The sequence below is a fragment of the Amycolatopsis sp. NPDC089917 genome (assembly GCF_040684635.1).
Taxonomy (GTDB): Bacteria; Actinomycetota; Actinomycetes; order Mycobacteriales; family Pseudonocardiaceae; genus Amycolatopsis.
The window spans coordinates 1-24,743 of record NZ_JBFBGL010000016.1 but is presented as its reverse complement, the minus strand read 5'-3'; the positions used below and the strand labels follow the sequence as shown (position 1 = coordinate 24,743).

The following is a 24,743-nucleotide window of genomic DNA, read 5'->3' as shown; positions in this document are numbered from 1 at the left end:
CTGAGCTGACACATGGGCATCCGCAAGTACAAGCCGACGACCCCGGGTCGTCGCGGTTCCAGCGTCTCCGACTTCGCCGAGATCACTCGGTCCACCCCGGAGAAGTCGCTGCTGCGTCCGCTGAGCAAGTCCGGCGGCCGTAACTCCAGCGGCAAGATCACCACCCGCCACAAGGGCGGTGGCCACAAGCGTGCGTACCGGCTGATCGACTTCCGCCGGAACGACAAGGACGGCGTTCCCGCCAAGGTCGCGCACATCGAGTACGACCCCAACCGGTCCGCTCGGATCGCGCTGCTGCACTACGCCGACGGCGAGAAGCGCTACATCATCGCCCCGGAGAAGCTCAAGCAGGGTGACACGGTCGAGAACGGCCCCCGCGCCGACATCAAGCCGGGTAACAACCTGCCGCTGCGCAACATCCCGGTCGGCACCGTGATCCACGCGATCGAGCTCCGCCCCGGTGGCGGCGCGAAGATGGCGCGGTCCGCCGGTGCCAAGGTGCAGCTGGTGGCGAAGGACGGGCCTTACGCCCAGCTTCGTCTCCCCTCGGGCGAGATCCGCAACGTCGACGTGCGCAACCGCGCCACCATCGGCGAGGTCGGCAACTCCGAGCACTCGAACATCAACTGGGGCAAGGCGGGCCGTAACCGCTGGCGCGGCAAGCGCCCCACCGTCCGTGGTGTCGTCATGAACCCGGTCGACCACCCGCACGGTGGTGGTGAGGGTAAGACCTCCGGTGGTCGCCACCCGGTGAACCCGAACGGTAAGCCCGAAGGCCGCACCCGCCGCCGCAAGGCTTCCGACGCCATGATCGTCCGCCGCCGGCGTACCGGCAAGAAGCGCTGAGCAGGGAGGTAGAAGAACATGCCACGTAGCCTCAAAAAGGGCCCCTTCGTGGACGACCACCTGCTCAAGAAGGTGGACGCTCTCAACGAGTCGGGCAAGAAGACCGTCATCAAGACCTGGTCGCGACGCTCCACGATCATCCCGGACTTCCTGGGACACACGATCGCGGTGCACGACGGTCGCAAGCACGTCCCGGTGTTCGTCACCGAGGCGATGGTGGGTCACAAGTTGGGCGAATTCGCGCCGACTCGGACCTTCAAGGGCCACATCAAGGACGACCGCAAGTCGCGCCGCCGCTGAGCGGGCACGAGAGAACAAGGAACTAGCGATGAACGCCCAGAACGACGTGGCCGAGGCTTTGCCGACGGCTTACGCGCGGGCTCGCTTCGTCCGGGACTCGCCTACCAAGGTGCGCCGGGTGATCGAGCTGATCAAGGGACGTAGCGCCGCCGACGCCTTGGCCGTGCTCCAGTTCGCCCCGCAGGCGGCAAGCGAGCCGGTCGCGAAGGTGCTCGCCAGCGCCGTGGCCAACGCCGAGAACAACCTCGATCTCGACCCGGACACCCTCTGGGTCAAGAACGCCTACGCCGACGAGGGCCCGACCCTCAAGCGCATCCGTCCGCGGGCCCAGGGCCGCGCGTACCGGATCCGCAAGCGGACCAGCCACATCACCGTCGAGGTGGAGTCGCGTCCCAAGGCCGAGGCCAAGAAGGCACAGGGCAAGAAGAAGGCAGGTGGCCGGTAGTGGGCCAGAAGATCAACCCGCACGGCTTCCGCCTGGGTATCACCACGGACTGGAAGTCGCGTTGGTACGCCGACAAGCAGTACGCGGAGTACGTGGCCGAGGACGTCAAGATCCGGAAGCTGCTGTCCACGGGCATGGAGCGCGCCGGGATCTCCAAGGTCGAGATCGAGCGCACCCGTGACCGGGTCCGCGTCGACATCCACACCGCCCGGCCGGGCATCGTCATCGGCCGTCGCGGCGCGGAGGCCGACCGCATCCGCGGCGCGCTGGAGAAGCTGACCGCCAAGCAGGTCCAGCTGAACATCCTCGAGGTCAAGAACCCCGAGGCCGACGCCCAGCTCGTCGCTCAGGGTGTCGCGGAGCAGCTGAGCAACCGTGTGGCGTTCCGCCGCGCGATGCGCAAGGCGATCCAGACCTCCATGCGCTCGCCGCAGGTCAAGGGCATCCGCGTGCAGTGCGGCGGTCGTCTCGGCGGTGCCGAGATGTCCCGCTCCGAGCACTACCGCGATGGCCGCGTCCCGCTGCACACGCTGCGCGCCGACATCGACTACGGCTTCTTCGAGGCCAAGACGACGTTCGGTCGCATCGGCGTGAAGGTGTGGATCTACAAGGGCGAGCTCGTGGGTGGCCTCAAGGCCAAGGAGGCGCGTGACGCCGCCGCGGCCGCCGAGCGCGCCCCGCGCCGTGACCGTGGTGACCGTCCGTCCCGACCGCGCCGCTCCGGCTCGTCGGGCACGACGCCGACCTCGACCGAAGCCGGCCGGGCGGCCGCCGCCGCGAAGAGCGACGACACCGCCCCCGCGGCCACCGAGGCCCCGGCTGCTGAGACTGCAGAAAAGACGGAGGGCTGACACGTGCTCATCCCGCGCAGGGTCAAGCACCGGAAGCAGCACTCCCCGAAGCGCCACGGTGCCGCCAAGGGCGGTACGAAGGTGAACTTCGGCGAGTACGGCATCCAGGCGCTTGAGCACAGCTACGTGACCAACCGGCAGATCGAGTCCGCTCGTATCGCCATGACGCGTCACATCAAGCGTGGCGGCAAGGTGTGGACGACCATCTACCCGGACCGCCCGCTGACCAAGAAGCCGGCGGAAACCCGCATGGGTTCCGGTAAGGGTTCGCCCGAGTGGTGGATCGCCAACGTGAAGCCGGGCCGCGTGATGTTCGAGATCTCGTTCCCGAACGAGGAGACCGCCCGTGAGGCGCTCCGCCGCGCGATCCACAAGCTGCCCATGAAGTGCCGCATCGTGACCCGTGAAGGTGGTGAGTTCTGATGGCGAAGGCAGGTGCCGCTCTGGCATCGGAGCTTCGTGAGCTCACCGCGGAAGAGCTCGTTCTGCGTCTGAAGGAATACAAGGAGGAGCTCTTCAACCTCCGCTTCCAGATGGCGACCGGACAGCTCGACAACAACCGCCGTCTGCGTACCGTCCGCACGGACATCGCGCGGATCTACACGGTCATGCGCGAGCGTGAACTCGGCCTGTCCGTTTCCCCTGACGCCGAGAGTGAAGGTGCCGCATGAGCGAGCAGCCCACCGAGGCGGCCGGCCGCAACGACCGTAAGGTCCGTGAGGGCTATGTCGTCTCGGACAAGATGAACAAGACGATCGTGGTCGAGCTCGAGGACCGCAAGAAGCACCGTCGTTACGCCAAGGTTCTCCGCAGCACCAGCAAGGTCAAGGTGCACGACGAGAACAACGAGGCGGGCGTGGGCGACCGGGTCACCCTGATGGAGACCCGCCCGCTGTCGGCGACCAAGCGCTGGCGTCTGGTGCAGATCGTGGAGAAGGCCAAGTAAGTAGGGCTCTTTTTGAGTCCCTTAGTTCCGCAAGGCTCGCAGTTCACCGCGAGAACCAGCGCGACATACAGGAGTAGACGTGATCCAGCAGGAGTCGCGGCTTCGGGTTGCCGACAACACGGGCGCGAAGGAGATCCTTTGCATCCGCGTTCTCGGTGGCTCGGGGCGGCGCTACGCGGGCATCGGCGACATCATCGTCGCCACCGTGAAGGACGCCATGCCGGCTGCCGGCGTGAAGAAGGGTGACGTCGTCAAGGCGGTCATCGTTCGCACGCGCAAGGAGCGCCGTCGTCCGGACGGTTCTTACATCCGCTTCGACGAGAACGCTGCTGTGCTCATCAAGAACGACAATGAGCCCCGCGGCACCCGCATCTTCGGGCCGGTCGGTCGCGAGCTGCGCGACCGTAAGTTCATGAAGATCATCTCGCTCGCGCCGGAGGTGTTGTAGAGCATGAAGGTGAAGAAGGGCGACACGGTCGTCGTCATCGCCGGCAAGGACAAGGGTGCCAAGGGCAAGGTCATCCAGGCCTACCCCGAGCGCGAGCGCGTGCTGGTCGAGGGCGTGAACCGGATCAAGAAGCACACGCGGATCTCCCAGACCCAGCGCGGTGCGCAGTCCGGCGGCATCGTCACGCAGGAGGCGCCCATCCACGTTTCGAACGTGATGGTCGTCGACTCCGACGGCAAGCCGACCCGGGTGGGCTACCGCATCGGCGAGGACGGCAAGAAGGTCCGGGTCTCGCGCCGGAACGGTAAGGACATCTGATCATGACCACCGCAGAGAAGATCGCCCCGCGCCTCAAGGTGCGGTACCGCGAGGAGATCAAGGGACAGCTCCAGGCGGAGTTCTCCTTCGAGAACGTCCACCAGATCCCGGGCGTCGTCAAGGTCGTCGTGAACATGGGTGTCGGTGACGCCGCCCGTGACAGCAAGCTGATCGAAGGCGCCATCCGCGACCTGGCCGCGATCACCGGGCAGAAGCCCGAGGTTCGCAAGGCTCGCAAGTCCATCGCGCAGTTCAAGCTGCGTGAGGGCCAGCCGATCGGCGCGCGCGTCACGCTGCGCGGCGACCGGATGTGGGAGTTCCTCGACCGGCTGCTGACCATCGCGCTGCCGCGTATCCGTGACTTCCGCGGGCTTTCGCCGAAGCAGTTCGACGGCAACGGCAACTACACGTTCGGTCTCAACGAGCAGTCCATGTTCCACGAGATCGACCCGGACGCCATCGACCGCCCGCGCGGTATGGACGTCACTGTCGTCACCACCGCCAACACCGACGACGAGGGCCGCGCGCTGCTTCGCAAGCTCGGCTTCCCGTTCAAGGAGAACTGAGTCGATGGCCAAGAAAGCACTGGTCCACAAGGCCGCGAAGACGCCGAAGTTCAAGGTTCGCGGTTACACGCGCTGCCAGCGGTGCGGTCGCCCGCACTCGGTGTTCCGCAAGTTCGGGCTCTGCCGGATCTGCCTTCGCGAGATGGCACACGCGGGCGAGCTGCCCGGCGTCCGCAAGTCCAGCTGGTAAGAGTCTTTTTTAACTCCCACTTCGCCACAGGCCTTGCAGAAATTGCAGGGAACCAGGGCGAGAAAGGTTGACAGGTCACCATGACGATGACCGACCCCATCGCAGACTTCTTGACCCGTCTGCGTAACGCGAACTCGGCTTACCACGACGAGGTCGTGCTTCCCCACTCGAAGATCAAGGCGAACATCGCCGAGATCCTCAAGCGCGAGGGTTACATCTCGGGCTACCGCGACGAGCCGGGCGAGAAGCACAAGAACCTCATCGTGGAGCTGAAGTACGGCCCCAACCGTGAGCGCAGCATCGCCGGCCTCCGCCGCGTGTCCAAGCCCGGCCTGCGGGTCTACGCAAAATCGACCGAACTGCCGTCGGTTCTCGGTGGCCTCGGCGTCGCGATCATCTCGACGTCGTCCGGCCTCCAGACCGACCGTCAGGCCAAGCGCAACAGCGTGGGCGGCGAAGTCCTCGCCTACGTCTGGTAAGGAAGGGGGCACAGACATGTCACGCATTGGAAAGCTGCCGGTCGCCGTCCCCTCCGGGGTCGAGGTGACCATCGACGGTCAGCAGATCAAGGTCGAGGGGCCCAAGGGCACCCTTGAGCACACCATCGCCGAGCCGATCACCGTCGAGAAGGCCGAAGACGGCACTCTCGCGGTGAAGCGTCCCGACGAGGAGCGCACCAGCCGCGCCCTGCACGGTCTCACCCGGACGCTGGTCAACAACCTCGTCGTCGGTGTGACCGAGGGCTACGAGAAGAAGCTCGAGATCCACGGTGTCGGTTACCGCGTGCAGGCCAAGGGTTCGGACCTCGAGTTCGCCCTCGGCTACAGCCACCCGGTGAAGATCGAGGCGCCGGAAGGCATCACCTTCAAGGTCGAGACCCCCACCCGGTTCTCGGTCTCGGGCATCGACAAGCAGAAGGTCGGCCAGATCGCCGCGGTCATCCGCAAGCTGCGCCGCCCGGACCCGTACAAGGGCAAGGGCCTGCGCTACGAGGGTGAGAAGATCCGCCGCAAGGTCGGAAAGACGGGTAAGTGATCATGAGCGACACGACTACGAAGCGCAAGCCGGTCGGCAAGGACATCTCGACCCGCCGCCGCGTCGCGAAGGCCCGTCGGCACTTCCGCCTTCGCAAGAAGATCAACGGCACGGACCAGCGTCCGCGCCTGGTCGTCAAGCGTTCGTCGCGGCACATCGCCGTGCAGCTGATCGACGACCTCGTCGGCAAGACCCTGGCGTCGGCGTCCACCCTCGAGGCGGACGTTCGCGCGCTGGACGGCGACAAGAAGGCCAAGGCCGCCAAGGTCGGGGAACTCGTCGCCGCCCGTGCCAAGAACGCCGGTGTCTCGGCCGTGGTGTTCGACCGTGGTGGCAACGCCTACCACGGCCGCATCGCCGCTCTCGCCGACGCCGCGCGTGAGGCGGGGTTGGAGTTCTGATGCAGATGCTCGTGAATGGAAGGACAGCCTGATGCCGGGACGTACACGGCAATTCGGCGGCGGCCAGGGTGGACCCGGCGGGCAGGGCGGCAACGACCGCAATGACCGTCGCGACCGCCGGGACCGGCGCGACAGCGGCCGTGGCGGGGCCGGCCAGGAAAAGACCCCGCACCTTGAGAAGGTCGTGACGATCAACCGCGTCGCCAAGGTCGTCAAGGGTGGTCGTCGCTTCAGCTTCACCGCTCTGGTGGTCGTCGGTGACGGCGACGGTCAGGTCGGCGTCGGCTACGGCAAGGCCAAGGAAGTTCCCGCGGCCATCGCCAAGGGCGTCGAGGAAGCGAAGAAGAACTTCTTCCGCGTTCCCCGCGTCGCCGGCACCATCCCGCACCCGATCCAGGGTGAGGAAGCCGCCGGTGTCGTGCTGCTCCGTCCGGCCTCGGCCGGTACCGGCGTCATCGCCGGTGGCCCGGTGCGCGCGGTGCTGGAGTGCGCGGGCGTCCACGACGTGCTGTCGAAGTCGCTCGGCTCCGACAACGCGATCAACATCGTGCACGCGACCGTGGCGGCCCTGAAGGGTCTGCAGCGTCCCGAAGAGGTCGCGGCCCGCCGCGGTCTCCCGCTCGAGGACGTCGCTCCGGCTCGCATGCTGCGTCAGCGCGCGGGTCAGGGGGTCTGACATGACTCAGCTCAAGGTGACCCAGGTCAAGAGCAAGATCGGCACGAAGCACGCTCACCGCGAGTCGCTGCGCACCCTCGGGCTGCGCAAGATCCGCCAGAGCGTCGTGCGTGATGACACTCCCGAGGTGCGCGGCCTTATCCACACCGTCCGCCACCTGGTGGAGGTCGAGGAGGTCAAGGCATGACTGCCATCAAGATCCACCACCTTCGTCCGGCTCCGGGCGCGAAGCGCGACAAGATCCGCGTCGGCCGTGGTGAGGGCTCGAAGGGCAAGACCGCCGGTCGCGGTACCAAGGGCACCAAGGCCCGGAAGAACGTGCCCGCCGGTTTCGAGGGTGGGCAGATGCCCATCCACATGCGGCTGCCGAAGCTGCGTGGCTTCAAGAACCGGTTCCGCACCGAGTACCAGCCGGTGAACGTGGGCGACATCGCCCGCGTCTTCCCGGACGGTGGCAAGGTCGGCGCCGAGGAGCTCGTCGCGAACGGTCTGGTCCGCAAGGGCAAGCTCGTGAAGGTGCTCGGCAACGGCGACGTGAACGGCGTCAAGCTGGACGTCACCGCCGACGCTTTCTCCGGCTCCGCCAAGGAGAAGCTCTCCGCCGCCGGTGGCTCCGCCACCACGCTCTGAGCTCGCTCCCGCTTCACCCGGCTCCCTCCGCTTCGCTGCGGGAGCCTCAGCTTCACCGAAAGGCCCGCCCGGCTCCGCCCGGCGGGCCTTTCGCTTTGCCTGCGCTCCGCTCGGCCGACCTCTGTTTAGCCCCCTAATCGCGATCTCGCGCCGAGGAGCCTCCAGGGACCCAGATCGCGATTAGGGGGCTAAACACGAGTCCTCCGGTCGCCCGGGTGCCTAGGGCCCGGATCGCGATTAGGGGGCTAATGTCGAACCGCCCGCCAGGCCGCGAGCGTGGCGGGCGGGGGTCTGAGCTGGAAGAATCGCCAGGTGGCCACACCTCCTGGGCAGGATCCGCAGCCCTTTCAGCAGCCGGACGCCCCGCCGATGGTCGTATCGGTCTCGGGTCCGATGGATCCCGTGAATGAGCCGGAACGGTCCGGTCGGCTGGAACCCCGCAGGGTGGTCTCGGTGGCATTGGGCGTCCTGGCGCTGGTGCTGACCCTCATGGGCTGTCTCTTCCCGTTCTTCGCCACCGAACATCGGCTTCCCTTCGATCGCAGCGACGAGGTCATGGTCGTGGTCGAGCAAGGCGCCTGGGAAACGAAGTTCACTTCCGCCGACCATCCCCCTTTCACCACGCCCGCGTCGCCTGTCGGCATTCCGCTCCTGATCGCCGCGGCAGTCCTCCTGGCGGCCACGATCGCCAGCGCCCGCGCCGCCCGGTTCCGACGTCCGGGCGCCTTGGACCGGTGGCTCACCACCATCGCGGCGGTGTTCCTCACCGCGGTCGTCATCACCGTGGCCACTCAGGGGTTCGGCCGTCCGATGGGAGAGACGACCGAGGTGGAGATGACGCTGGGCGCGGGGATGTGGGCTCTCTTGGCCGCGGTCGTCGCCGCGGCAGGCGCGGCCGTCATGAGTCATCGCGTCCAGGAAGACGAGGTCCCGGCGAGCGAAGACACGAGTCTCGCGGACATGCCCACCCCGAAGGACGGCATCTCCATCACGGTGCTCCCACCGGAGCCGCAACCCGGGCCCCCGGACTATTCGGCCTTCGCACCTACGCCGGATCCCGGCCCGAAGGAGCGCGATTAGCCCGCGAAACACGCTCGCGGCCACCGATACGGTGGGGGAGGAGGTGGCCGATGACGTGGGTAGTGGTCTTTTTCGGCGCGGCGGTGCTCGTGGCTTTTACGCCAGGGGCGAACAACCTGCTCGGCCTGCACCACGGCATGACGCAGGGGGCAGGGAAAGGGCTCGCGGGGCTTTTAGGCCGATTGGTCGCATTCACGGTGCTGATCGCCGCGGTCGCGGCAGGGCTCGGACAACTCCTCGCGGCGTCGGAGCTTGCACTCACGGTGATCAAATGGGCTGGCGTCGCCTACCTGGTCTGGATCGGCGGGCGACTGCTCTGGTCGACGTTCCGTACCGGACGAACCGCGCTCGTCCAGACGCCCTCAAGCGCTGAGCCCGTACCTGCCTTGCGGATCGCGAGGAAGGAGTTCGTCGTCGCGATCACGAACCCGAAGGCGATCCTCATCTTCACGGCGTTCGTACCGCAGTTCATCGACGCAGCTCACGGCTCATTTTCCGCCCAGATCGCGATTCTCGGCGCCGTCTACCTGCTGGCGGAGTTCGTCGCGGGCGCGACCTACGTCGGAGTCGGCGCGCTCGTGAAGTCGCTCCGGCTGTCCCGTCGCGCGACTCGCAACGTCGACCGCGGCACCGGAGTCGTGCTCCTCGGCATGGCGGGAGCCCTCGCCGCTTCCAGCTCCTGATCACGGTGCGTTCAGCGGGCTAACCGCGATCCGACGAGGCCCGGAAAGCAAAGAACGACAGGGCGATCTGTCAAGGTTCGGGAGCGAGAAGAGCAAGTCGATCAACCTCGCGAACCAACCTTCGTCCGGAAAACCCACACGCGCTGCGGACACGCCCTGTGAAGCTGTTAGAGTCGGCGACACGCTTCGGGACGAGTGTGCCCCGAAGCGTTCCTGGCTTGTGCCAGAAAGCTGTGTGTTCCCGCCGGCCCCAGGTCGGCCAAGCCGATCGTCGGTAATACAGCCGACGACGCCGAGGAGGTCCCCCGCGTGCTCAGCGCCTTCCGCTCGGCTCTAGCGACGCCGGATCTACGTAAGAAGATCCTGTTCACGCTAGCCATCGTCGCGGTCTACCGAATCGGTGCCACCATCCCGGCCCCGGGCATCTCGTACTCCGCCGTCCAGAAATGTACGGAGACCGGGTCGCAGGAGGGCGTCTACCAGCTGCTGAACCTGTTCAGCGGCGGCGCGCTGCTGCAGCTCTCGCTGTTCTCGACCGGCATCATGCCGTACATCACGGCGAGCATCATCGTCCAGCTCCTCACCGTGGTCATCCCGCGCTTCGAGGAGCTGAAGAAGGAAGGCCAGTCCGGTCAGGGCAAGCTGACCCAGTACACCCGGTACCTGACGATCGCCCTCGCGGTCCTGCAGGCCACCGGTGTGGTGGCGCTCGCCGACCGCAAGCAGCTCTTCCCGCAGTGCGACACCGCGATCATCCCGGACAACAGCGTCTACACGCTGGCCATCATCGTCATCACGATGACCGCCGGCACCGCCGTCATGATGTGGCTGGGTGAGCTGATCACCGAGCGCGGCGTCGGCAACGGCATGTCCGTCCTCATCTTCCTGAACATCGCGGCCCGCATCCCGATCGAGGGTGGCAACATCCTCAGCAGCGCGGGTGGTGTCGTCTTCGCCCTGATCTGCGTGTTCGGCCTGGTGATCATCGCCAGCGTCATCTTCGTCGAGCAGGGCCAGCGCCGGATCCCGGTGCAGTACGCCAAGCGCATGATCGGCCGCCGCATGTACGGCGGGACCTCGACCTACCTGCCGATCAAGGTGAACCAGGCCGGTGTCATCCCGGTCATCTTCGCCTCGTCGCTGCTCTACCTGCCGGACCTGATCAGCCGCCTCGTCGGCGACGCCAACAGCAACGCCGGCTGGCAGGTCTTCATCCAGAACTACATCGTCAACCAGTCCAGCTGGGCGCACGTCCTGCTGTACTTCGCGTTGATCATCTTCTTCACGTACTTCTACATCACGATCACGTTCAACGTGGACGAGCGTGCGGAAGAGATGAAGAAGTTCGGTGGCTTCATCCCGGGTATCCGCCCGGGACGCCCCACCGCGGAGTACCTCAGCTACGTCCTCGGCCGGATCACCCTGCCGGGCTCGCTGTACCTGGGCATCATCGCGATCCTTCCGAACTTCTTCCTGTCCGTCACCGGTAGCGGGAACAACCAGAACTTCCCGTTCGGTGGCACGGCTGTGCTGATCATGGTCGGTGTCGGTCTCGACACCGTGAAGCAGATCGAAAGCCAGCTGATGCAACGTAACTACGAAGGGTTCTTGAAGTGACGCGCCTGGTTCTAGTCGGCCCTCCTGGCGCGGGCAAAGGTACTCAGGCGGTAGCACTGTCGGAGAAGCTCCGGATCCCGCACATCTCGACCGGCGACCTGTTCCGCGCCCACGTGGGCGAGCAGACGCCGCTGGGCCAGGAAGCCAAGCGCTACCTGGACTCCGGCGAACTCGTGCCCGACTCGGTCACGAACGAGATGGTGCGCGAGCGCCTCGCCGAACCCGACGCCAAGGTCGGTTTCCTGCTGGACGGGTTCCCCCGGAACACCAAGCAGGCCGACGTTCTCGGTGAGATCCTCGGCGAGGTCGACACCGAGCTGAACGCGGTCATCCAGCTCCAGGTCTCGGAAGACGTCGTCGTCGAGCGGCTGCTGTCCCGCGGCCGCTCGGACGACACCGAAGAGGTCATCCGCCGTCGCCAGCAGATCTACGTGTCCGAGACGGCTCCGCTGCTCGAGTACTACGCGGACATCCTGGTCACGGTCGACGGCGTCGGCTCGGTCGACGAGATCTCCGCCCGCGTGCTGGAAGCGCTGCGCGACCGCACGTGAATCTCGGAGGACTGCGTGTACTGCAACGGCTTCGTCGTGGGCGCATGATCGAAATTAAGACCCCTGGTGAGCTCCAGGCGATGCGGGCCGCGGGCCTGGTCGTCTGGCGCACCCTCACCGCGGTGCGCGAGATCGCCAAGCCGGGTGTGACCACGGCCGACCTCGACGAGCTCGCCGAGCAGACGATCCGCGACGCCGGCGCGGTGCCCTCGTTCAAGGGGTACCACGGCTTCCCGGCGTCGATCTGCGCTTCGGTGAACGAGAAGATCGTCCACGGCATCCCGTCGAAGACGCAGGTCCTGGGCGACGGCGACATCATCTCCGTCGACTGCGGCGCGATCCTCGACGGCTGGCACGGTGACTCCGCCGTCACCCTCGCGATCGGCGAGGTTTCAAAGGCGGATCTCGCGCTTTCCGCGGCCACCGAGGCCGCCATGTGGGCGGGGATCTCGGCGGTGTCGTCCGGTGGACGGCTCACGGACATCTCGCACGCCGTGCAGACCGCGGCCGAGAAGGCCGGTCAGGACGACGGCGTCGAATACGGGATGATCGTCGAATACGGAGGCCACGGGATCGGGCGCCAGATGCACATGGACCCGTTCCTGCCGAACCTCGGGAAGCCCGGCAAGGGCCCGCGGCTCAAGACCGGTATGGCGCTCGCGATCGAGCCCATGCTCACCGGTGGCGGCGGTGAGACCGTCGAGCTGGAGGACGGGTGGACCGTCGTGACCGCGGACGGCTCGCGGGCCGCGCACTGGGAGCACACCGTCGCCATCACCGATGACGGCCCGTGGGTCCTCACCGCCCCCGAAGACTCCTGACCCCCTACCCCTCCCGGATCGCGTTTAGCCCGCTGAACGCGAGTGCGCCCGGACCTGCGTTTAGCCCTCTGATCGCGATCGCCGGAGCGCGATTAGGGGGCTAAAGTCGAAAGCGCCCGGAGCGCGGTTAGGCCGCTGAACGCAAGTCCGCCCGCCGGTCGGCGCAGTGCCCGGGCCCGCCGACAGGGCGCCCGCCCGCTGCCCCCATCGGGCGCACTCCACCCGCCGAGCGCGCCGGGGCACTCGCCGCCGGCAGCGCGTTTAGCCCGCTAAACGCAGGTCGGCGCAGGCGTACGATGGTGGAGGTCGCTGCCAGCGGGCTCAGGGGTCACCTAACACAGTTACCCCCCGTTTGGGGCTCACGACACGGGTTGCGTACACTGTCAAGTCGGTGTACTCATCGCGCCCGGATCCTGCGCGCTCGTGAATTCTCGCGAACGGACATTGGAGCCGGGCAGGAGTGTGCCGAAGCACCACCCAGCCAAGCACTCAAGCTTTGACTGATCACACAGTGTAGCGACAGGAAATGCGGAGGACATGGGCAAGAAAGACGGGGCCATCGAGGTCGAAGGCCGCGTAGTCGAGCCGCTCCCCAACGCGATGTTCCGCGTCGAGTTGGAGAACGGCCACAAGGTCCTTGCACACATCAGCGGCAAGATGCGGCAGCACTACATCCGCATCCTGCCCGAGGACAGGGTTGTCGTGGAGCTCTCGCCCTACGACTTGTCACGTGGTCGCATCGTCTACCGCTACAAGTGATCACGACGAGTTAGCACAAGCAGGAGAGCAGGAGACGTGAAGGTCCAGCCGAGCGTCAAGAAGATCTGCGACAAGTGCAAGGTGATCCGCCGTCACGGCCGGATCATGGTGATCTGCGAGAACCTGCGGCACAAGCAGCGGCAGGGCTGATCACTCGCACTCGTACAGAGTGGATTGACGGCTACACAATCTCCCCGCACCTGCCGGGCCGTGCGAACGGCCCGGTTCACCCCCGGACTTCAGGCCGGGGCCGGGACACCCGAAGCGCGAGCCGAGGGCACGACAGGCGAGTCGGTCCCGGGACCGGACGGGGAGCAGACCTGGAGATGAATTCTATGAAGGAGCATCAACGCCAATGGCACGACTCGCTGGCGTAGACCTCCCCCGCGAAAAGCGGTTGGAGATCGCGCTGACCTACATCTACGGCATCGGCCGTACCCGCTCGAAGCAGCTCATCGCTGCTGCCGAGCTCAACGCGGACACTCGCGTCAAGGATCTGAGCGATGACGACCTCGCCAAGCTGCGGGTCTACATCGAGGAGAACTTCAAGGTCGAGGGTGACCTTCGCCGCGAGGTGAACGCCGACATCCGTCGGAAGATCGAGATCGGGTGCTACGAGGGCCTTCGCTGGCGTCGCGGACTTCCCGTCCGTGGTCAGCGCACCAAGACGAACGCCCGCACCCGCAAGGGTCCGAAGAAGACGGTCGCCGGCAAGAAGAAGGCTGGCAAGAAGTGAGCGTCCAGGGCAAGAAGGTCGTGCGGATGGGCGGCGTTCACCGCCGCGGCTCGGCTTGTGTCTCGCCCAAGGCGCTCTACGCCCGCCCGATGGCGCTCCGCAACCTGTACACCGACGCCGGTTCGATCATCCGGCGCGGACAGGCCGAAGCGGTCGCCGCTCACCAAGAGAACGCGCGCTAACAGGAGAACCCTCAGAACATGCCACCGAAGTCTCGTACTGCGGCGGGGGCCAAGAAGGTCCGCCGTAAGGAAAAGAAGAATGTCGCGCACGGTCACGCGCACATCAAGAGCACCTTCAACAACACCATCGTCTCGATCACGGACCCGACCGGTGCCGTGATCGCGTGGGCGTCGAGTGGTCACGTGGGCTTCAAGGGCTCGCGTAAGTCCACCCCGTTCGCCGCGCAGATGGCCGCCGAGAACGCCGCCCGCAAGGCTGCCGAGCACGGCATGAAGAAGGTCGACGTCTTCGTGAAGGGCCCGGGTTCGGGCCGCGAGACGGCGATCCGCTCGCTGCAGGCGGCCGGCCTCGAGGTCGGCACCATCCAGGACGTGACCCCGCAGCCTCACAACGGCTGCCGCCCGCCCAAGCGGCGCCGGGTCTGAGGAACGGGGAGGAGTAAGAAGAAATGGCTCGTTACACCGGCCCCGCGACGCGTATTTCGCGTCGCCTCAAGGTTGACCTCATCGGCGGCGACCAGGCTTTCGAGCGTCGCCCCTACCCGCCGGGCCAGCACGGCCGCGGGCGCATCAAGGAGTCCGAGTACCTCCTGCAGTCGCAGGAGAAGCAGAAGGCTCGCTACACCTACGGCGTTCTCGAGCGTCAGTTCGTCCGGTACTACAAGGAAGCCGTCCGGCGTCCCGGTAAGACCGGTGAGAACCTGCTGCAGATCCTCGAGTCCCGTCTGGACAACGTGATCTACCGCGCCGGCATCGCCCGCACCCGCCGTCAGGCGCGTCAGCTGGTGAGCCACGGCCACTTCCTGGTCAACGGCGTCAAGGTCAACGTCCCGTCCTACCAGGTCACGAAGTGGGACATCATCGACGTGCGGCCGAAGTCGTTCGCGATGCTGCCCTTCGTCGCGGCCAAGGAGTCGTTCGGCGAGCGTCCCGTTCCCGCGTGGCTCCAGGTCGTTCCGTCCAACCTCCGTGTGCTGGTCCACCAGCTCCCGGAGCGCGCTCAGATCGATGTTCCGGTCCAGGAACAGCTGATCGTCGAGCTCTACTCGAAGTGATCCATCACCGGGCCGGAGATCCTCCGGCCCGGTGTGGGTTCGCGCGGCGGCGTTCAGAATGCGCCGCCGCGTCGCCATCCCTTTCGGTGTCATATGGCGGGCGCCGTTTGGAAAGGAATTAGGAAAGATGCTGATTTCCCAGCGACCGGCTCTCGGCGAAGAGACGGTCAACGAGACCCGCTCCCGGTTCACCATCGAACCGCTGGAGCCCGGCTTCGGCTACACGCTCGGCAACTCGCTGCGTCGTACACTGCTGTCGTCCATTCCGGGCGCGGCCGTGACGAGCATCCGCATCGACGGCGTGCTGCACGAGTTCACCACCGTTCCCGGGGTGAAGGAAGACGTCACCGACATCATCCTGAACCTCAAGGAGCTCGTGGTCTCCTCGGAAGAGGACGAGCCGGTCACCATGTACCTGCGCAAGCAGGGCCCCGGTGAGGTCACCGCCGCCGACATCGTGCCCCCGGCCGGTGTCACCGTGCACAACCCGGATCTGCACATCGCGTCGCTGAACGGCAAGGGCAAGCTCGAGATCGAGCTCGTCGTCGAGCGCGGCCGCGGTTACGTTCCGGCCCTGCAGAACAAGCAGGCGGGCGCGGAGATCGGCCGGATCCCGGTCGACTCCATCTACTCCCCGGTGCTGAAGGTGACCTACAAGGTCGAGGCGACCCGTGTCGAGCAGCGCACCGACTTCGACAAGCTGATCCTGGACGTGGAGACGAAGCCGTCGATCACGCCGCGGGACGCTGTCGCGTCGGCCGGTAAGACGCTGGTGGAACTGTTCGGTCTCGCGCGCGAGCTGAACGTCGACGCCGAAGGCATCGAGATCGGCCCGTCGCCGCAGGAGGCGGACACCATCGCCGCCTACGCGATGCCGATCGAGGACCTGGACCTCACCGTCCGGTCGTACAACTGCCTCAAGCGCGAGGGCATCCACACCGTCGGCGAACTGGTCTCGCGCAGCGAGGCCGACCTGCTGGACATCCGCAACTTCGGTGCGAAGTCGATCGACGAGGTCAAGCTCAAGCTCGTCGGTCTCGGCCTCGCGCTGAAGGACAGCCCGCCCGGGTTCGACCCGACCGCGGCCGCGGCCAGCTACGACGGTGAAGGCTGGTCCGAGGGCGTCGACAGCATCACGGACGGAATTTCGGACAACGGCCACGACGATGGCCAGGACTACGCAGAGACGGAGCAGCTGTAAGGCCAGCTACGGCTCCCTCACCGGTAGGGGTGGGGGAGCCCCGGCCTCCAGCTGTGAGCTGAACGAGGAGAACCGATGCCCACCCCCACAAAGGGACCCCGTCTCGGCGGGTCGCCCGCGCACGAGCGGCTGATCCTGGCCAACCTGGCCACCCAGCTGTTCGAGCACGGCAAGATCACGACGACCGAGGCGAAGGCCCGGCGGGTGCGCCCGCTGGCCGAGAAGCTGATCACGAAGGCGAAGCGGGGCGACCTGCACAACCGTCGTCAGATCCAGCGCGTGGTGCGCGACAAGGACGTCGTGCACAAGCTGATCGCCGAGATCGGTCCGTTCTTCGCGGAGCGTCCGGGTGGCTACACCCGGATCACCAAGACGATGGCGCGCAAGGGCGACAACGCCCCCATGGCCGTCATCGAGCTGGTGGCCGAGAAGACCGTCACCGCCGAGGCCGAGGCCGCGCGCAAGACGAAGTTCGCCAAGGACGAGCCGAAGGCTGCCGCCCCGGCCGCCGAGGAGACCACTGAGGCCCCTGAGGCTGCCGACACGGCCGCCACCGAGGCTCCGGAGGCCACCGAGGCTCCCGCCGCCGACGAGGCCGCTGACGCCCCCGCCGCGGACGCGGACAGCAAGAAGGACTGACGTCCTGACGGCACCGAACACCCCGGACGAGCCCGCCACTCCCACTGCGGAGGGCGGGCTCGTTCGTCTGCGTCTGGATGTTTCCTACGACGGCACAGATTTCTCCGGCTGGGCGCGGCAGCCCGGACGGCGCACGGTGCAGGGCGTCCTCGAAGAGGCGCTCGCGAAGCAGCCTCCGGGAGCTTCGGTCCCGAAGTCCGTCGTCGTCGCCGGCCGCACCGATGCCGGTGTGCACGCCGCCGGCCAGGTGGTCCACGTCGACGTGTCGACTTTAGCGGGCAAAAGTCGATCCGGTCGCCTGGAACTGGACGAGCGGGGCATTCCTGACCTGGGGCGGATGCTTCACCGCTGGAATCGGTACCTGCCGGGTGACGTGCGGGTACTGGACGCCCGAGTGGCCGCACCCGGGTTCGACGCGCGGTTCTCGGCCGTGCGGCGTCACTATCGCTACAGCGTCTCGGACGCGCCGTGGGGCGTGGATCCGTTGAGGCGTCACGACACCCTGGCTTGGGGGCGTCCGCTCTCGATCGACGCGATGAACGAGGCGTCGGAGTCTCTCTTGGGGCTTCAGGACTTCGCGGCCTTCTGCAAACAGCGTGAAGGCGGGACGACCATTCGCGAGCTGCAGAAGCTCGTCTGGAGGCGGACCGGGCCGCACGCTGTCGAGGTCGACGTCTCCGCTGACGCGTTCTGTCATTCGATGGTGCGCAGCCTGGTGGGAGCACTGCTTTTGGTCGGCGACGGCCGTCGTCCGTTGGAATGGCCCAGTGGCGTTCTGGAGAGCCGGACGCGGGACAGCGCTGTCGCTCCCGCACACGGCCTGACGCTGATGGCCGTCGACTACCCGCCGGACACCGAACTCGCGGCCCGTGCTGATCAAACGCGCGCTATGCGTACCCCCTCCTGACCCGGACACGGCACGGTTAGCGGGCTAATCGCGCCGCGTCGGGCCCGCCAGACGGCGTCGACGATGCCTTTGAAGTCGTTCGCCAGGTCTTCCGCGGTGACGATGACGAAGCGCCAGCCCTCGGCCTCCGCGCGTCTTCGGCGTTTGCGATCGTGGGCTCGCTGTTCCGGCGTGTTGTGCCATCGGCCGTCGTATTCGATGGCGACCTTGTACTTCTTGTCGCCGAGGTCGAGGCGAGCTATGAAATGGCCTGTGCGGGAGAAGACCTCGACCTGAGGTGTCGCCGCGATGCCGCCGGCGGCCAGCACGATGCGGACTTCCGATTCCGGGGGCGATTCCGCACGAGGGTCGGACAGCCGTAGAGCGTGTCTGGCCAAGCGGATTCCCCGATTGCGGCGACCGTAGAACTCGCTGTTGAGATGCAGATCGTCCAACTTTTCGGCCCTCATGAACTGGTCCAGATCCGGGACGCCGATGCGGAGTCGTCGCACCCACCCGGATTTGCGAGGAGAAAGCCGGAGCAGCAGGTCCAGCGCGATCCGGGTTTTACGCGCGATACGGATGCCGTTCCATGGCTTCGATTCTTCGGGCTTGATCTCGGTGCGCCGGACTTTGATGCCGACTATCGGACCGAAGCGCTGTTTCTCGGGCACGACCATCTCGACCGGGTCGTGGGGCTTGGCCAGCTCGACGCCTTGGACGGTCGCGGCTGATCGTCCGGTCAGCACGGCTTCCGGAGGCGCGAGCAATGCCGCGCCACGGCAGCGCAGCTCGTGTGTGACCTCGACGTCAGCGCGGGTGTAGACGTCCTGGAACAGCCTTCGGACGCTGGAACCAAGCAGCTGGCTCGCGGTGATGAGACCCGCCTTGCGCGCGACCGAGCCGCGGAAGACGTCGGGGAGATGAGATGAATCGAAGGGTTTGGTCATGCCGACACGGTGATCGACAAGACCGACAGCACGCGGCCACCACTGGCCCTTAGGGCCTACTTATCCACAAGCCCCCACTTATCCACAGTCCGCGTGATTGCCCCTTGACGCCGAACTCCGGCCCCGCTTCCCGCAGCCGGTCGACTTTAGCCCCCTAATCGTGACGCGGGGCCTGACGCAAAACGAGGGCACTGTCCGATGTGGACAATGCCCCCGCAGAGCACGATTAGCCCGCGAAAGTCGCCGTCGGAGGTCAGTCGCCGCGGCGTACTGGGCCCAGCAGTTGCTGCTCTTTCGACGTGGTGACCAGGCGAAGCGGACGCCAGAGGTTCCGGCCCAGGGCGACGACCTGGTCGTCCTTCAACGTCGTGAGCTGCTTCATCATCTGCGGCGGGAGCCGCCAGATCCGCGCGGCCAGTTCGGCCTGCCCCGGCGGGAGCCGCTGCATCAGCACCAGGTCGGCCGCGTTCGCGGTCGCCCCAGCCTGCGGGTGCAGGTACGGCAGCACGTAGACCGTCGTCTGCCAAGGCGAACGCGGCGGGAACAGGTCCTGCGGTGTCGGGCCACCGTCGGTCACCACCAGCAGCGGCGCGTCCTCGGAAGGACGCGGGAGGTCCACCGGCGACAGCCGCCGGATCTGCACCAGCGGCGAAGGCCTGCCGTTGGGCTGGTTTCCCGCGGCCTGCGGGAGAACCTGCCACGCGGCCGGGCGACCGGTCGCCACGACGACCCACGCCCCGACCGCCATCGCCCGCAGCGCCACCTGCCGAGCCAGGTACAGGCCACCGACCAGCACGATCCGGGTCGGCGTCGAACGCAGCGCGGAGATCGTCAGCGGTTCGCCCTTGAGACCGGAGCCCAGGACGATCCCGCCCCGGTCGCCGGACGGGCTGATCGCGTCGAGCATCGCCGGGTCGACGGTGAATTCCGGGGCGACACCGGCGCTCTGGCCGGCGTCGCGCATGCGGGTGCTCATGCCGTGCCTCCGATCGGCAAAGTCGCGGAGAACCCGGAGATCTGCATGCCTCGCAACGGCGTCAGCGCCACCCCCAGCTTGTCCGAGACACTCTGCAGCCGCTGGTCGGCGGCTTCGAGTTCACGCGGGTTCCGCGCGCTCAGGCGGACGATTCCCCGCAGACCGATCTTGCCCTCGTCGGCGGACGGCGAGATCGACATCGCCACCGTCGCCGACAGCGCGCGGACACTGGTCAGGGCGTTCAGGCTGCCGCTGATCTTGCCCTTCGGCCAGCTGGTGATCGCGTAGCTCGCGTGCCCGATGCCCGCCGCGGTGACGCCGGTCCAGCGCTCCTGCAGACCGACTTTCGCGGGCGAACCGGCGACCGCGGTCAGTTCCGCGGCCGAGATGCTGGACCGCAGCAGCTCGTCCGGGTCGAGCGGCCGGGTCGGCACGCCCTGCGACTCCAGGGCGTTGCGCACCCGCGAGAGCGCGCCGATCAGCGCGCGATGCGCACCGACCACGCCGCCGCCGCGTTCGCGGATGGCGGCCGGGCACCGGCGCGGATCGAGCCGGATGGCGACCCACGTCGTCCGCCGCGCGGCCGCGGGAAGCGGGCCGAGCACCTCCATGTAGGAGCTGAGCGCCGGCGAGTCCGACGGGAGCGCGGCGCTGCCCGGGTAGCAGTGCCAGATCATCTGGATCGAGTCGAGGACCACACCGCGGTCCTCGAGGCACGGGGCGAGCGCGGACAGCGGCAGGCTCGGCGCGCCACCGGCCTGGGTGATCAGCGCGGGAGCGGGCTCGACGAGCAGGACCGCGGTCCACGTCCCGTCGTTCCACGCGAGGCCGACCTGCTGGCGTTCGTGGTCCACACCGTGCGCGACGACGAGATCGGGAACGGCGAGACGGAGCAGGTTCACCCGGGCGTCGTCAGGGCCGGTGACGGCGTCCTCTTCTTCGGCGAGCGACTCGATGCTGCTCGGAGGAAGCGGATTCGCCACCCGATCGTGTGAGCGGAGCGTGTACCGCATGGTGAGACCGGCCCATTGGGTGAACCAGCGGCCACCCCAGCGCAAGAACGCGATGATGATCGCGAAACCGAGCACGCCGATCGCGACCCACTTCAGCTTCATGTTTATCGCGAGCAGGACGAGGCCGATCGCGAGCCCGAGTTCGAGCACGACGAGGTTCGCGACGGGCAGCGGGCCGAGGTTGATCCCGCCGGTCCGGCGCCGCGTGGGCGCCGCGATCCGTGCCGCCGGAGCGGGCGGAGGGCCGGACTGCGGACCGGGGCCGCCGGACGGAGGACCGCCCGGGCCACCAGGCCCGCCAGGTCCTCCCGGACCACCAGGTCCGCCGGGGCCCTTGGGGCCACCAGGTCCTCCCGGACCACCGGGACCCTGCGGTCCACCGGGCCCTCCAGGGCCGCCGGGACCGCGAGGAACACCGGGACCACCCGGGCCTCCAGCCGGGCCGCCCGGACCACCCGGTCTCCCGGGCCTCGGCGGAGGCCCCGGCGGGCGACCAGGAGGTTGCGGCCCCGGAGGGCCGGGCGGACGTGGAGGAGTGGTGACGGACATCCGCGCTTTCTCTTCCCCTCGTGCTTGCTGCGTACCCGGAAAGCCGGTCCCGAGGAACCTGACCCTATCCGGAGTTGGTAGAAACCCCACACCAGACGGTCCCCGTACGGCTATCCTGCGGAACCGTACCGCGACGGGGAGGACTGTAGGTCGAGAATGCCATCAACACCGACTACTAAGTCTCAAGTTCAGGCTTATCAGTTCGTTCTGCGCCGGATGCAATCCGCGCTGGTCCGTCGCGACGCCGTCATGCTCCACGACCCGATGCGCACGCACACGCGGGCCACCATCGTGGGTGTCGTGCTGGCCGCACTGGGCGTCCTGGTCTTCGTCATCTGGGGACTCCTGAGCCCGAAGCCTTCCGTGCCGGAAGCGGGCAACATCGTCATCGGCGAGCAGTCCGGAACGGTGTACGTCGTGGCGGGGAACCCGAAGAAACTCGTCCCGACCTTCAACCTCGCCTCGGCGCGGCTGCTGATCATCGCGCAGTCCAAGCAGGGGGCGCAGCAGGCGGGGAACAAGCCTTCGGGGCCGCAGCAGGCCTCCGAAGTGAAGAACCCCACAGTCGTCTCGGACGAACAGCTGAAGAACATCCCGCGCGGCCAGCTCATGGGCATTCCCAACGGCCCGCAGCTGATGCCGACGGAAGGCCAGCGCGCCACCCCGGAATGGGGCGTCTGCGACGAGGTCATGTACGACCCGTCGGTTCCGCAGCCCGATCTGACGAAGACGGAGACGACCGTCTACGCGGGTGTAAAGCAGCTCGGGAGCCGTGAGCTCGGTCAAAACGAGGCTCTGCTGGCCAAGGGCAACAACGGCCGGAGCTATCTGATCTACCGGCTGGCGGCGAACCCCAACCTGCCGAACGCCAACGCCGTCAAGGCCGAGATCAAGTCGGACGCGACCGCCGTCCGCGCCGCGCTGAAGCTGCCGGACCAGCCGCGCGGGATCTCCCAGGGCCTGCTGGACGCGATTCCCGAGGTGCCCGAGCTGAAGCTGCCGGACGTCCTGGGCAAGGGGGAGAGCCCCAACTACGAGATCGAAGGCATGAAGGTCGGCGACGTCTTCTCCACGGAGCAGGCCGACGGCCGGAAGGACTTCCACCTCATCCTGCGGGAAGGGATCCAGACCGTTTCGTCCGCGGTCGCGGACATCGTCCAGACCGGCAAGAACGACGGCAGCACTTCGGTGATGTCCGTTGCCCAGGGCAAGATCCGCAACATCACTCGGGTGACCGAGGGACAGTCCACCTTCGTCGCGCTCAACGCCTACCCCCAGACCGTGCCGACGGTCCTCAACGCGACCCAGGGTTCCCGGGTCTCCTGCCTGGGCTGGTCCATCACCGGTGAAGGCGCCAGCAGGGACGGGCACACCGCGGTCTTCGTCGACGACAAGCTGCCGAAGGGCAGGAACGCCGACGGGTCCGCGCCCGGCATCAAGATCGGTACGCCCGGCCCGGTCGGCGCGCCGATCAACAGCTTCTACATGGAGCCCGGGTTCGCGGCCGTCGTCCAGTCGGCGACCGGCAAGGAGACCTTCGACAAGGGGCCGATCCAGCTGATCTCCGACCGCGGGATCCGTTACGGCGTCCCCGACGCGGTGACGGCGGATTCGATCGGGCTCAACAAGCGTGTTCCCGCGCCGGAGTCCATCGTCAGGATCCTGCCCACCGGTGCTTCGCTGAACACGCAGGACGTTCTTCGCACCTTCGACACCGTGCCGATCGACGACAGGGCGGGCTCGGTCGCCACGCAGTCGAAGCAGGCTCCCGCGGGCAACTGATCGCGGGAACCCCTGGGACGGCGCGCGCGTCTCAACGCCCAAGCGGTATCGGGTGAGTGGAGGGTGCAGTGGCCGGCCTGAAGATCGACGGCACCGTCGTCGTTGACTATGCGAAGCGGGTGGACGCGGCCGCCGGAGAGCTCGAGCTGGCGGCCGCCGAGGTGAACGGGGACGGCATCACCGTCGAGTCCCATGGCGCCCTGGCGGAGGAATTGGGCCTCGGCGCGTCTTACGGACGTGCGGCCGAGGCCATCCGGCGTCAGCTGGAGGAAGGCGCGGCCGCGCTGCGGTCGGCGTCGGAGGCCCTCCACACGGTGACCGCGCGGCACGCCGGACACGACGACGAGGCCGCCCAGATGATCAAACGCGCCGTGGAGCTCTGAACCGCATGATCGCCGAGTCGGAGAACCCGACCGATTCCATCCCGCACCCGAAGGCCGCCCGCGCCGCCGTGCCCGAGCCTGCGCCGAGCGTGTTTAGCCCGCTAAACACGACGGGGTCGGGTGGTGACCTGGTCGAGGCCGCGGCGCCGCATCTCGCCTTCGTCTCCGAACTGTCCGACCATCTGGGACTGATCGACCCCGTCGAGGCCTACCTGACCCCGCTGGCGGGGCGCTGGGAGGATCTGAAGGAGGAGGCGGACCGGCTCCGGAAAGCGGCGGCGACCGCGGGCACCGTCTCGAAAGAACTGTCGGAGGACCTCGGCCGCCTCGACGCCGGGTGGGCAGGCAAGGACGCTGACGCGTTCGTCGCCTACATCGGGGACATCAAGATCGCGGGCACCGACGTCGAAGACGCCCTCACCACGCTCGCGGGTTCGCTCGACGAGCTGGTGCTGTCGATCCGACGCATCCTGACCGATCTCGTCGAGGTCCTGGTCGACACGGCCGAGCTGACCTCCGAGACCGCGATGCTGCCGGTCGGCGGCGTCCGGCGGGCGCGGACTCAGCTGGAGGAGGCGCAGGAGTCGGCCAAGGCGCTCTTCGAAGCCGGTCGCAACGTCATCGAGGGCTTCGTGCGGCTTTGTGACGGCGTCGACGATCCTGACGGCGCGTCGCGGAGCATCGAGATCACTCATCGGTACCCGCAGGACGAGTTCAAGCTCAACGACGAGTCCGAGGCCGCTAGCGCGCCGGCTCAGGAAAAGGCCACCACTGCGGCGGATTCTGCCGCCGATCCCGAGGAGCAGTCGACGTCGCCGTCCGCGGCCGATCCCGCCGACGGCCGGAAGACCGGGTCGCACGAGCCGCTGATCGAGCAGGGTCAGGCGCCGATCCCGGAGGTCGCGCCCGTTCAGGCCGTTCCGGCTCAGGGGCAGGCCGCCGGGGCGGGATCCGCGATGATGCCGATGGGGATGGCGCCCATGATGGGGATGGGAGCGGGCGGCGGTGGCCGGACCGCGCACCAGTCGAAGACGCGGCCCGCTTCGAAGCCGTCCGATGTGGTCGGTGAGCCCGGTCAGGTCGTCCCGCCCGTGATCGGCGAGGACGATGCCCCGGCGAAGCCCAAGCCGGCTCAGAAACCCAAGCCCGCCAAGTAGGTGCCCCAGGGCCTGTCGACTTTCGCGGGCTAATCGCGATCTGCCCGGGCAGATCGCGATTAGCCCGCGAA

General features: G+C 67.4%; 37 protein-coding genes. 34 read left to right on the top strand and 3 right to left on the bottom strand.

All coding sequences use genetic code 11. From position 1 onward, the window contains the following. Positions 1 to 12 precede the first annotated feature (12 nt). From rplB to truA, 31 genes are all read left to right on the top strand, one after another. The gene (gene rplB / locus AB0N89_RS14305) at positions 13 to 846 is read left to right on the top strand and encodes a 50S ribosomal protein L2 (RefSeq protein ID WP_005166779.1); all 834 of its coding nucleotides are present in this window, start codon (positions 13 to 15) and stop codon (positions 844 to 846) included. A gap of 18 nt (positions 847 to 864) precedes the next feature. Then, positions 865 to 1,146 (top strand): 30S ribosomal protein S19, encoded by a 282-nt coding sequence (gene rpsS, locus AB0N89_RS14300; RefSeq protein ID WP_003102083.1) that lies wholly within the window; start codon positions 865 to 867, stop codon positions 1,144 to 1,146. A 28-nt stretch (positions 1,147 to 1,174) separates the two neighbouring features. After that, on the top strand, positions 1,175 to 1,591 hold the full coding sequence (gene rplV, locus AB0N89_RS14295; RefSeq protein WP_005166780.1) for a 50S ribosomal protein L22: 417 nt from the start codon (positions 1,175 to 1,177) through the stop codon (positions 1,589 to 1,591). Next, positions 1,591 to 2,442 carry a 30S ribosomal protein S3 gene (rpsC, locus tag AB0N89_RS14290; RefSeq protein ID WP_005166781.1) on the top strand — a complete coding sequence of 284 codons (852 nt, stop codon included), beginning with the start codon at positions 1,591 to 1,593 and terminating at the stop codon, positions 2,440 to 2,442. The genes rplV and rpsC overlap by 1 nt, the downstream gene beginning before the upstream one ends. A gap of 3 nt (positions 2,443 to 2,445) precedes the next feature. Beyond that, positions 2,446 to 2,865, top strand: a complete 420-nt coding sequence (gene rplP / locus AB0N89_RS14285; protein ID WP_005166782.1) for a 50S ribosomal protein L16 — start codon at positions 2,446 to 2,448, stop codon at positions 2,863 to 2,865. Beyond that, positions 2,865 to 3,113 carry a 50S ribosomal protein L29 gene (rpmC, locus tag AB0N89_RS14280; protein ID WP_005166783.1) on the top strand — a complete coding sequence of 83 codons (249 nt, stop codon included), beginning with the start codon at positions 2,865 to 2,867 and terminating at the stop codon, positions 3,111 to 3,113. The genes rplP and rpmC overlap by 1 nt, the downstream gene beginning before the upstream one ends. Then, positions 3,110 to 3,388 carry a 30S ribosomal protein S17 gene (gene rpsQ / locus AB0N89_RS14275; protein WP_005166784.1) on the top strand — a complete coding sequence of 93 codons (279 nt, stop codon included), beginning with the start codon at positions 3,110 to 3,112 and terminating at the stop codon, positions 3,386 to 3,388. Before rpmC ends, rpsQ begins: the two co-directional genes overlap by 4 nt. 79 nt (positions 3,389 to 3,467) lie before the next feature. Then, on the top strand, positions 3,468 to 3,836 hold the full coding sequence (gene rplN / locus AB0N89_RS14270; RefSeq protein WP_005166785.1) for a 50S ribosomal protein L14: 369 nt from the start codon (positions 3,468 to 3,470) through the stop codon (positions 3,834 to 3,836). A 3-nt stretch (positions 3,837 to 3,839) separates the two neighbouring features. Then, entirely contained in the window at positions 3,840 to 4,154 is a 315-nt protein-coding gene (gene rplX / locus AB0N89_RS14265; RefSeq protein ID WP_005166786.1) for a 50S ribosomal protein L24, read from the top strand. Between the two features lie 2 nt (positions 4,155 to 4,156). Further along, positions 4,157 to 4,720 (top strand): 50S ribosomal protein L5, encoded by a 564-nt coding sequence (gene rplE / locus AB0N89_RS14260; RefSeq protein WP_191257271.1) that lies wholly within the window; start codon positions 4,157 to 4,159, stop codon positions 4,718 to 4,720. A gap of 4 nt (positions 4,721 to 4,724) precedes the next feature. Beyond that, positions 4,725 to 4,910 (top strand): type Z 30S ribosomal protein S14, encoded by a 186-nt coding sequence (locus AB0N89_RS14255; RefSeq protein ID WP_005166789.1) that lies wholly within the window; start codon positions 4,725 to 4,727, stop codon positions 4,908 to 4,910. Positions 4,911 to 4,990: 80 nt separating this feature from the next. Then, a complete protein-coding gene (rpsH, locus tag AB0N89_RS14250; RefSeq protein ID WP_005166791.1) occupies positions 4,991 to 5,389 on the top strand; it encodes a 30S ribosomal protein S8 in 399 nt (132 codons plus the stop codon). Between the two features lie 16 nt (positions 5,390 to 5,405). After that, the gene (gene rplF / locus AB0N89_RS14245; protein ID WP_364204413.1) at positions 5,406 to 5,945 is read left to right on the top strand and encodes a 50S ribosomal protein L6; all 540 of its coding nucleotides are present in this window, start codon (positions 5,406 to 5,408) and stop codon (positions 5,943 to 5,945) included. A gap of 2 nt (positions 5,946 to 5,947) precedes the next feature. Then, the gene (gene rplR, locus AB0N89_RS14240; RefSeq protein ID WP_364204411.1) at positions 5,948 to 6,346 is read left to right on the top strand and encodes a 50S ribosomal protein L18; all 399 of its coding nucleotides are present in this window, start codon (positions 5,948 to 5,950) and stop codon (positions 6,344 to 6,346) included. Positions 6,347 to 6,377: 31 nt separating this feature from the next. Beyond that, on the top strand, positions 6,378 to 7,022 hold the full coding sequence (gene rpsE, locus AB0N89_RS14235) for a 30S ribosomal protein S5 (RefSeq protein WP_007031046.1): 645 nt from the start codon (positions 6,378 to 6,380) through the stop codon (positions 7,020 to 7,022). 1 nt (position 7,023) lies between these two features. Next, positions 7,024 to 7,209: a 50S ribosomal protein L30 gene (gene rpmD / locus AB0N89_RS14230; RefSeq protein ID WP_007031047.1), complete on the top strand. Its 186-nt coding sequence runs from the start codon at positions 7,024 to 7,026 to the stop codon at positions 7,207 to 7,209. Next, on the top strand, positions 7,206 to 7,652 hold the full coding sequence (rplO, locus tag AB0N89_RS14225) for a 50S ribosomal protein L15 (protein ID WP_038519824.1): 447 nt from the start codon (positions 7,206 to 7,208) through the stop codon (positions 7,650 to 7,652). The genes rpmD and rplO overlap by 4 nt, the downstream gene beginning before the upstream one ends. Before the next feature lie 453 nt (positions 7,653 to 8,105). Then, entirely contained in the window at positions 8,106 to 8,732 is a 627-nt protein-coding gene (locus AB0N89_RS14220; protein WP_364204408.1) for a hypothetical protein, read from the top strand. A 50-nt stretch (positions 8,733 to 8,782) separates the two neighbouring features. Next, positions 8,783 to 9,415, top strand: a complete 633-nt coding sequence (locus AB0N89_RS14215; protein ID WP_364204406.1) for a LysE family translocator — start codon at positions 8,783 to 8,785, stop codon at positions 9,413 to 9,415. A gap of 309 nt (positions 9,416 to 9,724) precedes the next feature. Continuing rightward, a complete protein-coding gene (secY, locus tag AB0N89_RS14210) occupies positions 9,725 to 11,032 on the top strand; it encodes a preprotein translocase subunit SecY (RefSeq protein WP_039919707.1) in 1,308 nt (435 codons plus the stop codon). After that, positions 11,029 to 11,583, top strand: a complete 555-nt coding sequence (locus AB0N89_RS14205; RefSeq protein WP_005166801.1) for an adenylate kinase — start codon at positions 11,029 to 11,031, stop codon at positions 11,581 to 11,583. Before secY ends, AB0N89_RS14205 begins: the two co-directional genes overlap by 4 nt. Positions 11,584 to 11,627: 44 nt before the next feature. Next, on the top strand, positions 11,628 to 12,404 hold the full coding sequence (map, locus tag AB0N89_RS14200; RefSeq protein WP_364204404.1) for a type I methionyl aminopeptidase: 777 nt from the start codon (positions 11,628 to 11,630) through the stop codon (positions 12,402 to 12,404). A 537-nt stretch (positions 12,405 to 12,941) separates the two neighbouring features. Then, on the top strand, positions 12,942 to 13,163 hold the full coding sequence (gene infA, locus AB0N89_RS14195; RefSeq protein WP_005166804.1) for a translation initiation factor IF-1: 222 nt from the start codon (positions 12,942 to 12,944) through the stop codon (positions 13,161 to 13,163). A 36-nt stretch (positions 13,164 to 13,199) separates the two neighbouring features. Further along, positions 13,200 to 13,313 (top strand): 50S ribosomal protein L36, encoded by a 114-nt coding sequence (rpmJ, locus tag AB0N89_RS14190; protein WP_004558882.1) that lies wholly within the window; start codon positions 13,200 to 13,202, stop codon positions 13,311 to 13,313. A gap of 205 nt (positions 13,314 to 13,518) precedes the next feature. Further along, positions 13,519 to 13,899, top strand: coding sequence for a 30S ribosomal protein S13 (gene rpsM / locus AB0N89_RS14185; RefSeq protein WP_005166805.1), 381 nt, complete (start codon positions 13,519 to 13,521; stop codon positions 13,897 to 13,899). Then, positions 13,896 to 14,081 (top strand): hypothetical protein, encoded by a 186-nt coding sequence (locus AB0N89_RS14180; RefSeq protein ID WP_005166807.1) that lies wholly within the window; start codon positions 13,896 to 13,898, stop codon positions 14,079 to 14,081. Before rpsM ends, AB0N89_RS14180 begins: the two co-directional genes overlap by 4 nt. Positions 14,082 to 14,099: 18 nt before the next feature. Then, positions 14,100 to 14,507 carry a 30S ribosomal protein S11 gene (gene rpsK, locus AB0N89_RS14175; protein ID WP_004558885.1) on the top strand — a complete coding sequence of 136 codons (408 nt, stop codon included), beginning with the start codon at positions 14,100 to 14,102 and terminating at the stop codon, positions 14,505 to 14,507. A 23-nt stretch (positions 14,508 to 14,530) separates the two neighbouring features. After that, a complete protein-coding gene (gene rpsD, locus AB0N89_RS14170; protein WP_007031054.1) occupies positions 14,531 to 15,136 on the top strand; it encodes a 30S ribosomal protein S4 in 606 nt (201 codons plus the stop codon). Between the two features lie 127 nt (positions 15,137 to 15,263). Further along, positions 15,264 to 16,337: a DNA-directed RNA polymerase subunit alpha gene (locus AB0N89_RS14165; protein ID WP_005166811.1), complete on the top strand. Its 1,074-nt coding sequence runs from the start codon at positions 15,264 to 15,266 to the stop codon at positions 16,335 to 16,337. 75 nt (positions 16,338 to 16,412) lie between these two features. Next, positions 16,413 to 16,976: a 50S ribosomal protein L17 gene (rplQ, locus tag AB0N89_RS14160; protein ID WP_364204401.1), complete on the top strand. Its 564-nt coding sequence runs from the start codon at positions 16,413 to 16,415 to the stop codon at positions 16,974 to 16,976. A gap of 73 nt (positions 16,977 to 17,049) precedes the next feature. After that, entirely contained in the window at positions 17,050 to 17,883 is an 834-nt protein-coding gene (gene truA / locus AB0N89_RS14155; RefSeq protein WP_364204585.1) for a tRNA pseudouridine(38-40) synthase TruA, read from the top strand. Here the strand turns inward: truA and AB0N89_RS14150 are convergent. The 3 genes from AB0N89_RS14150 to eccE form a co-directional block, all read right to left on the bottom strand. Beyond that, positions 17,853 to 18,812 (bottom strand): hypothetical protein, encoded by a 960-nt coding sequence (locus AB0N89_RS14150; protein WP_364204399.1) that lies wholly within the window; start codon positions 18,810 to 18,812, stop codon positions 17,853 to 17,855. The two genes, truA and AB0N89_RS14150, sit on opposite strands and share 31 nt — an antisense overlap. A 253-nt stretch (positions 18,813 to 19,065) precedes the next feature. Further along, positions 19,066 to 19,788 carry a hypothetical protein gene (locus tag AB0N89_RS14145; RefSeq protein WP_364204397.1) on the bottom strand — a complete coding sequence of 241 codons (723 nt, stop codon included), beginning with the start codon at positions 19,786 to 19,788 and terminating at the stop codon, positions 19,066 to 19,068. Further along, positions 19,785 to 21,020 carry a type VII secretion protein EccE gene (gene eccE, locus AB0N89_RS14140; protein ID WP_364204583.1) on the bottom strand — a complete coding sequence of 412 codons (1,236 nt, stop codon included), beginning with the start codon at positions 21,018 to 21,020 and terminating at the stop codon, positions 19,785 to 19,787. Before eccE ends, AB0N89_RS14145 begins: the two co-directional genes overlap by 4 nt. A 486-nt stretch (positions 21,021 to 21,506) precedes the next feature. On the opposite strand from eccE, the gene eccB reads away from it, so the two are divergent. The 3 genes from eccB to AB0N89_RS14125 all read left to right on the top strand — a co-directional run bounded on the left by eccB (position 21,507) and on the right by AB0N89_RS14125 (position 24,672). Then, entirely contained in the window at positions 21,507 to 23,132 is a 1,626-nt protein-coding gene (gene eccB, locus AB0N89_RS14135) for a type VII secretion protein EccB (protein ID WP_364204395.1), read from the top strand. Positions 23,133 to 23,200: 68 nt separating this feature from the next. Next, a complete protein-coding gene (locus AB0N89_RS14130) occupies positions 23,201 to 23,515 on the top strand; it encodes a hypothetical protein (protein WP_364204393.1) in 315 nt (104 codons plus the stop codon). A gap of 5 nt (positions 23,516 to 23,520) precedes the next feature. Further along, positions 23,521 to 24,672, top strand: a complete 1,152-nt coding sequence (locus AB0N89_RS14125; protein WP_364204391.1) for a WXG100 family type VII secretion target — start codon at positions 23,521 to 23,523, stop codon at positions 24,670 to 24,672. Positions 24,673 to 24,743: the final 71 nt, after the last annotated feature.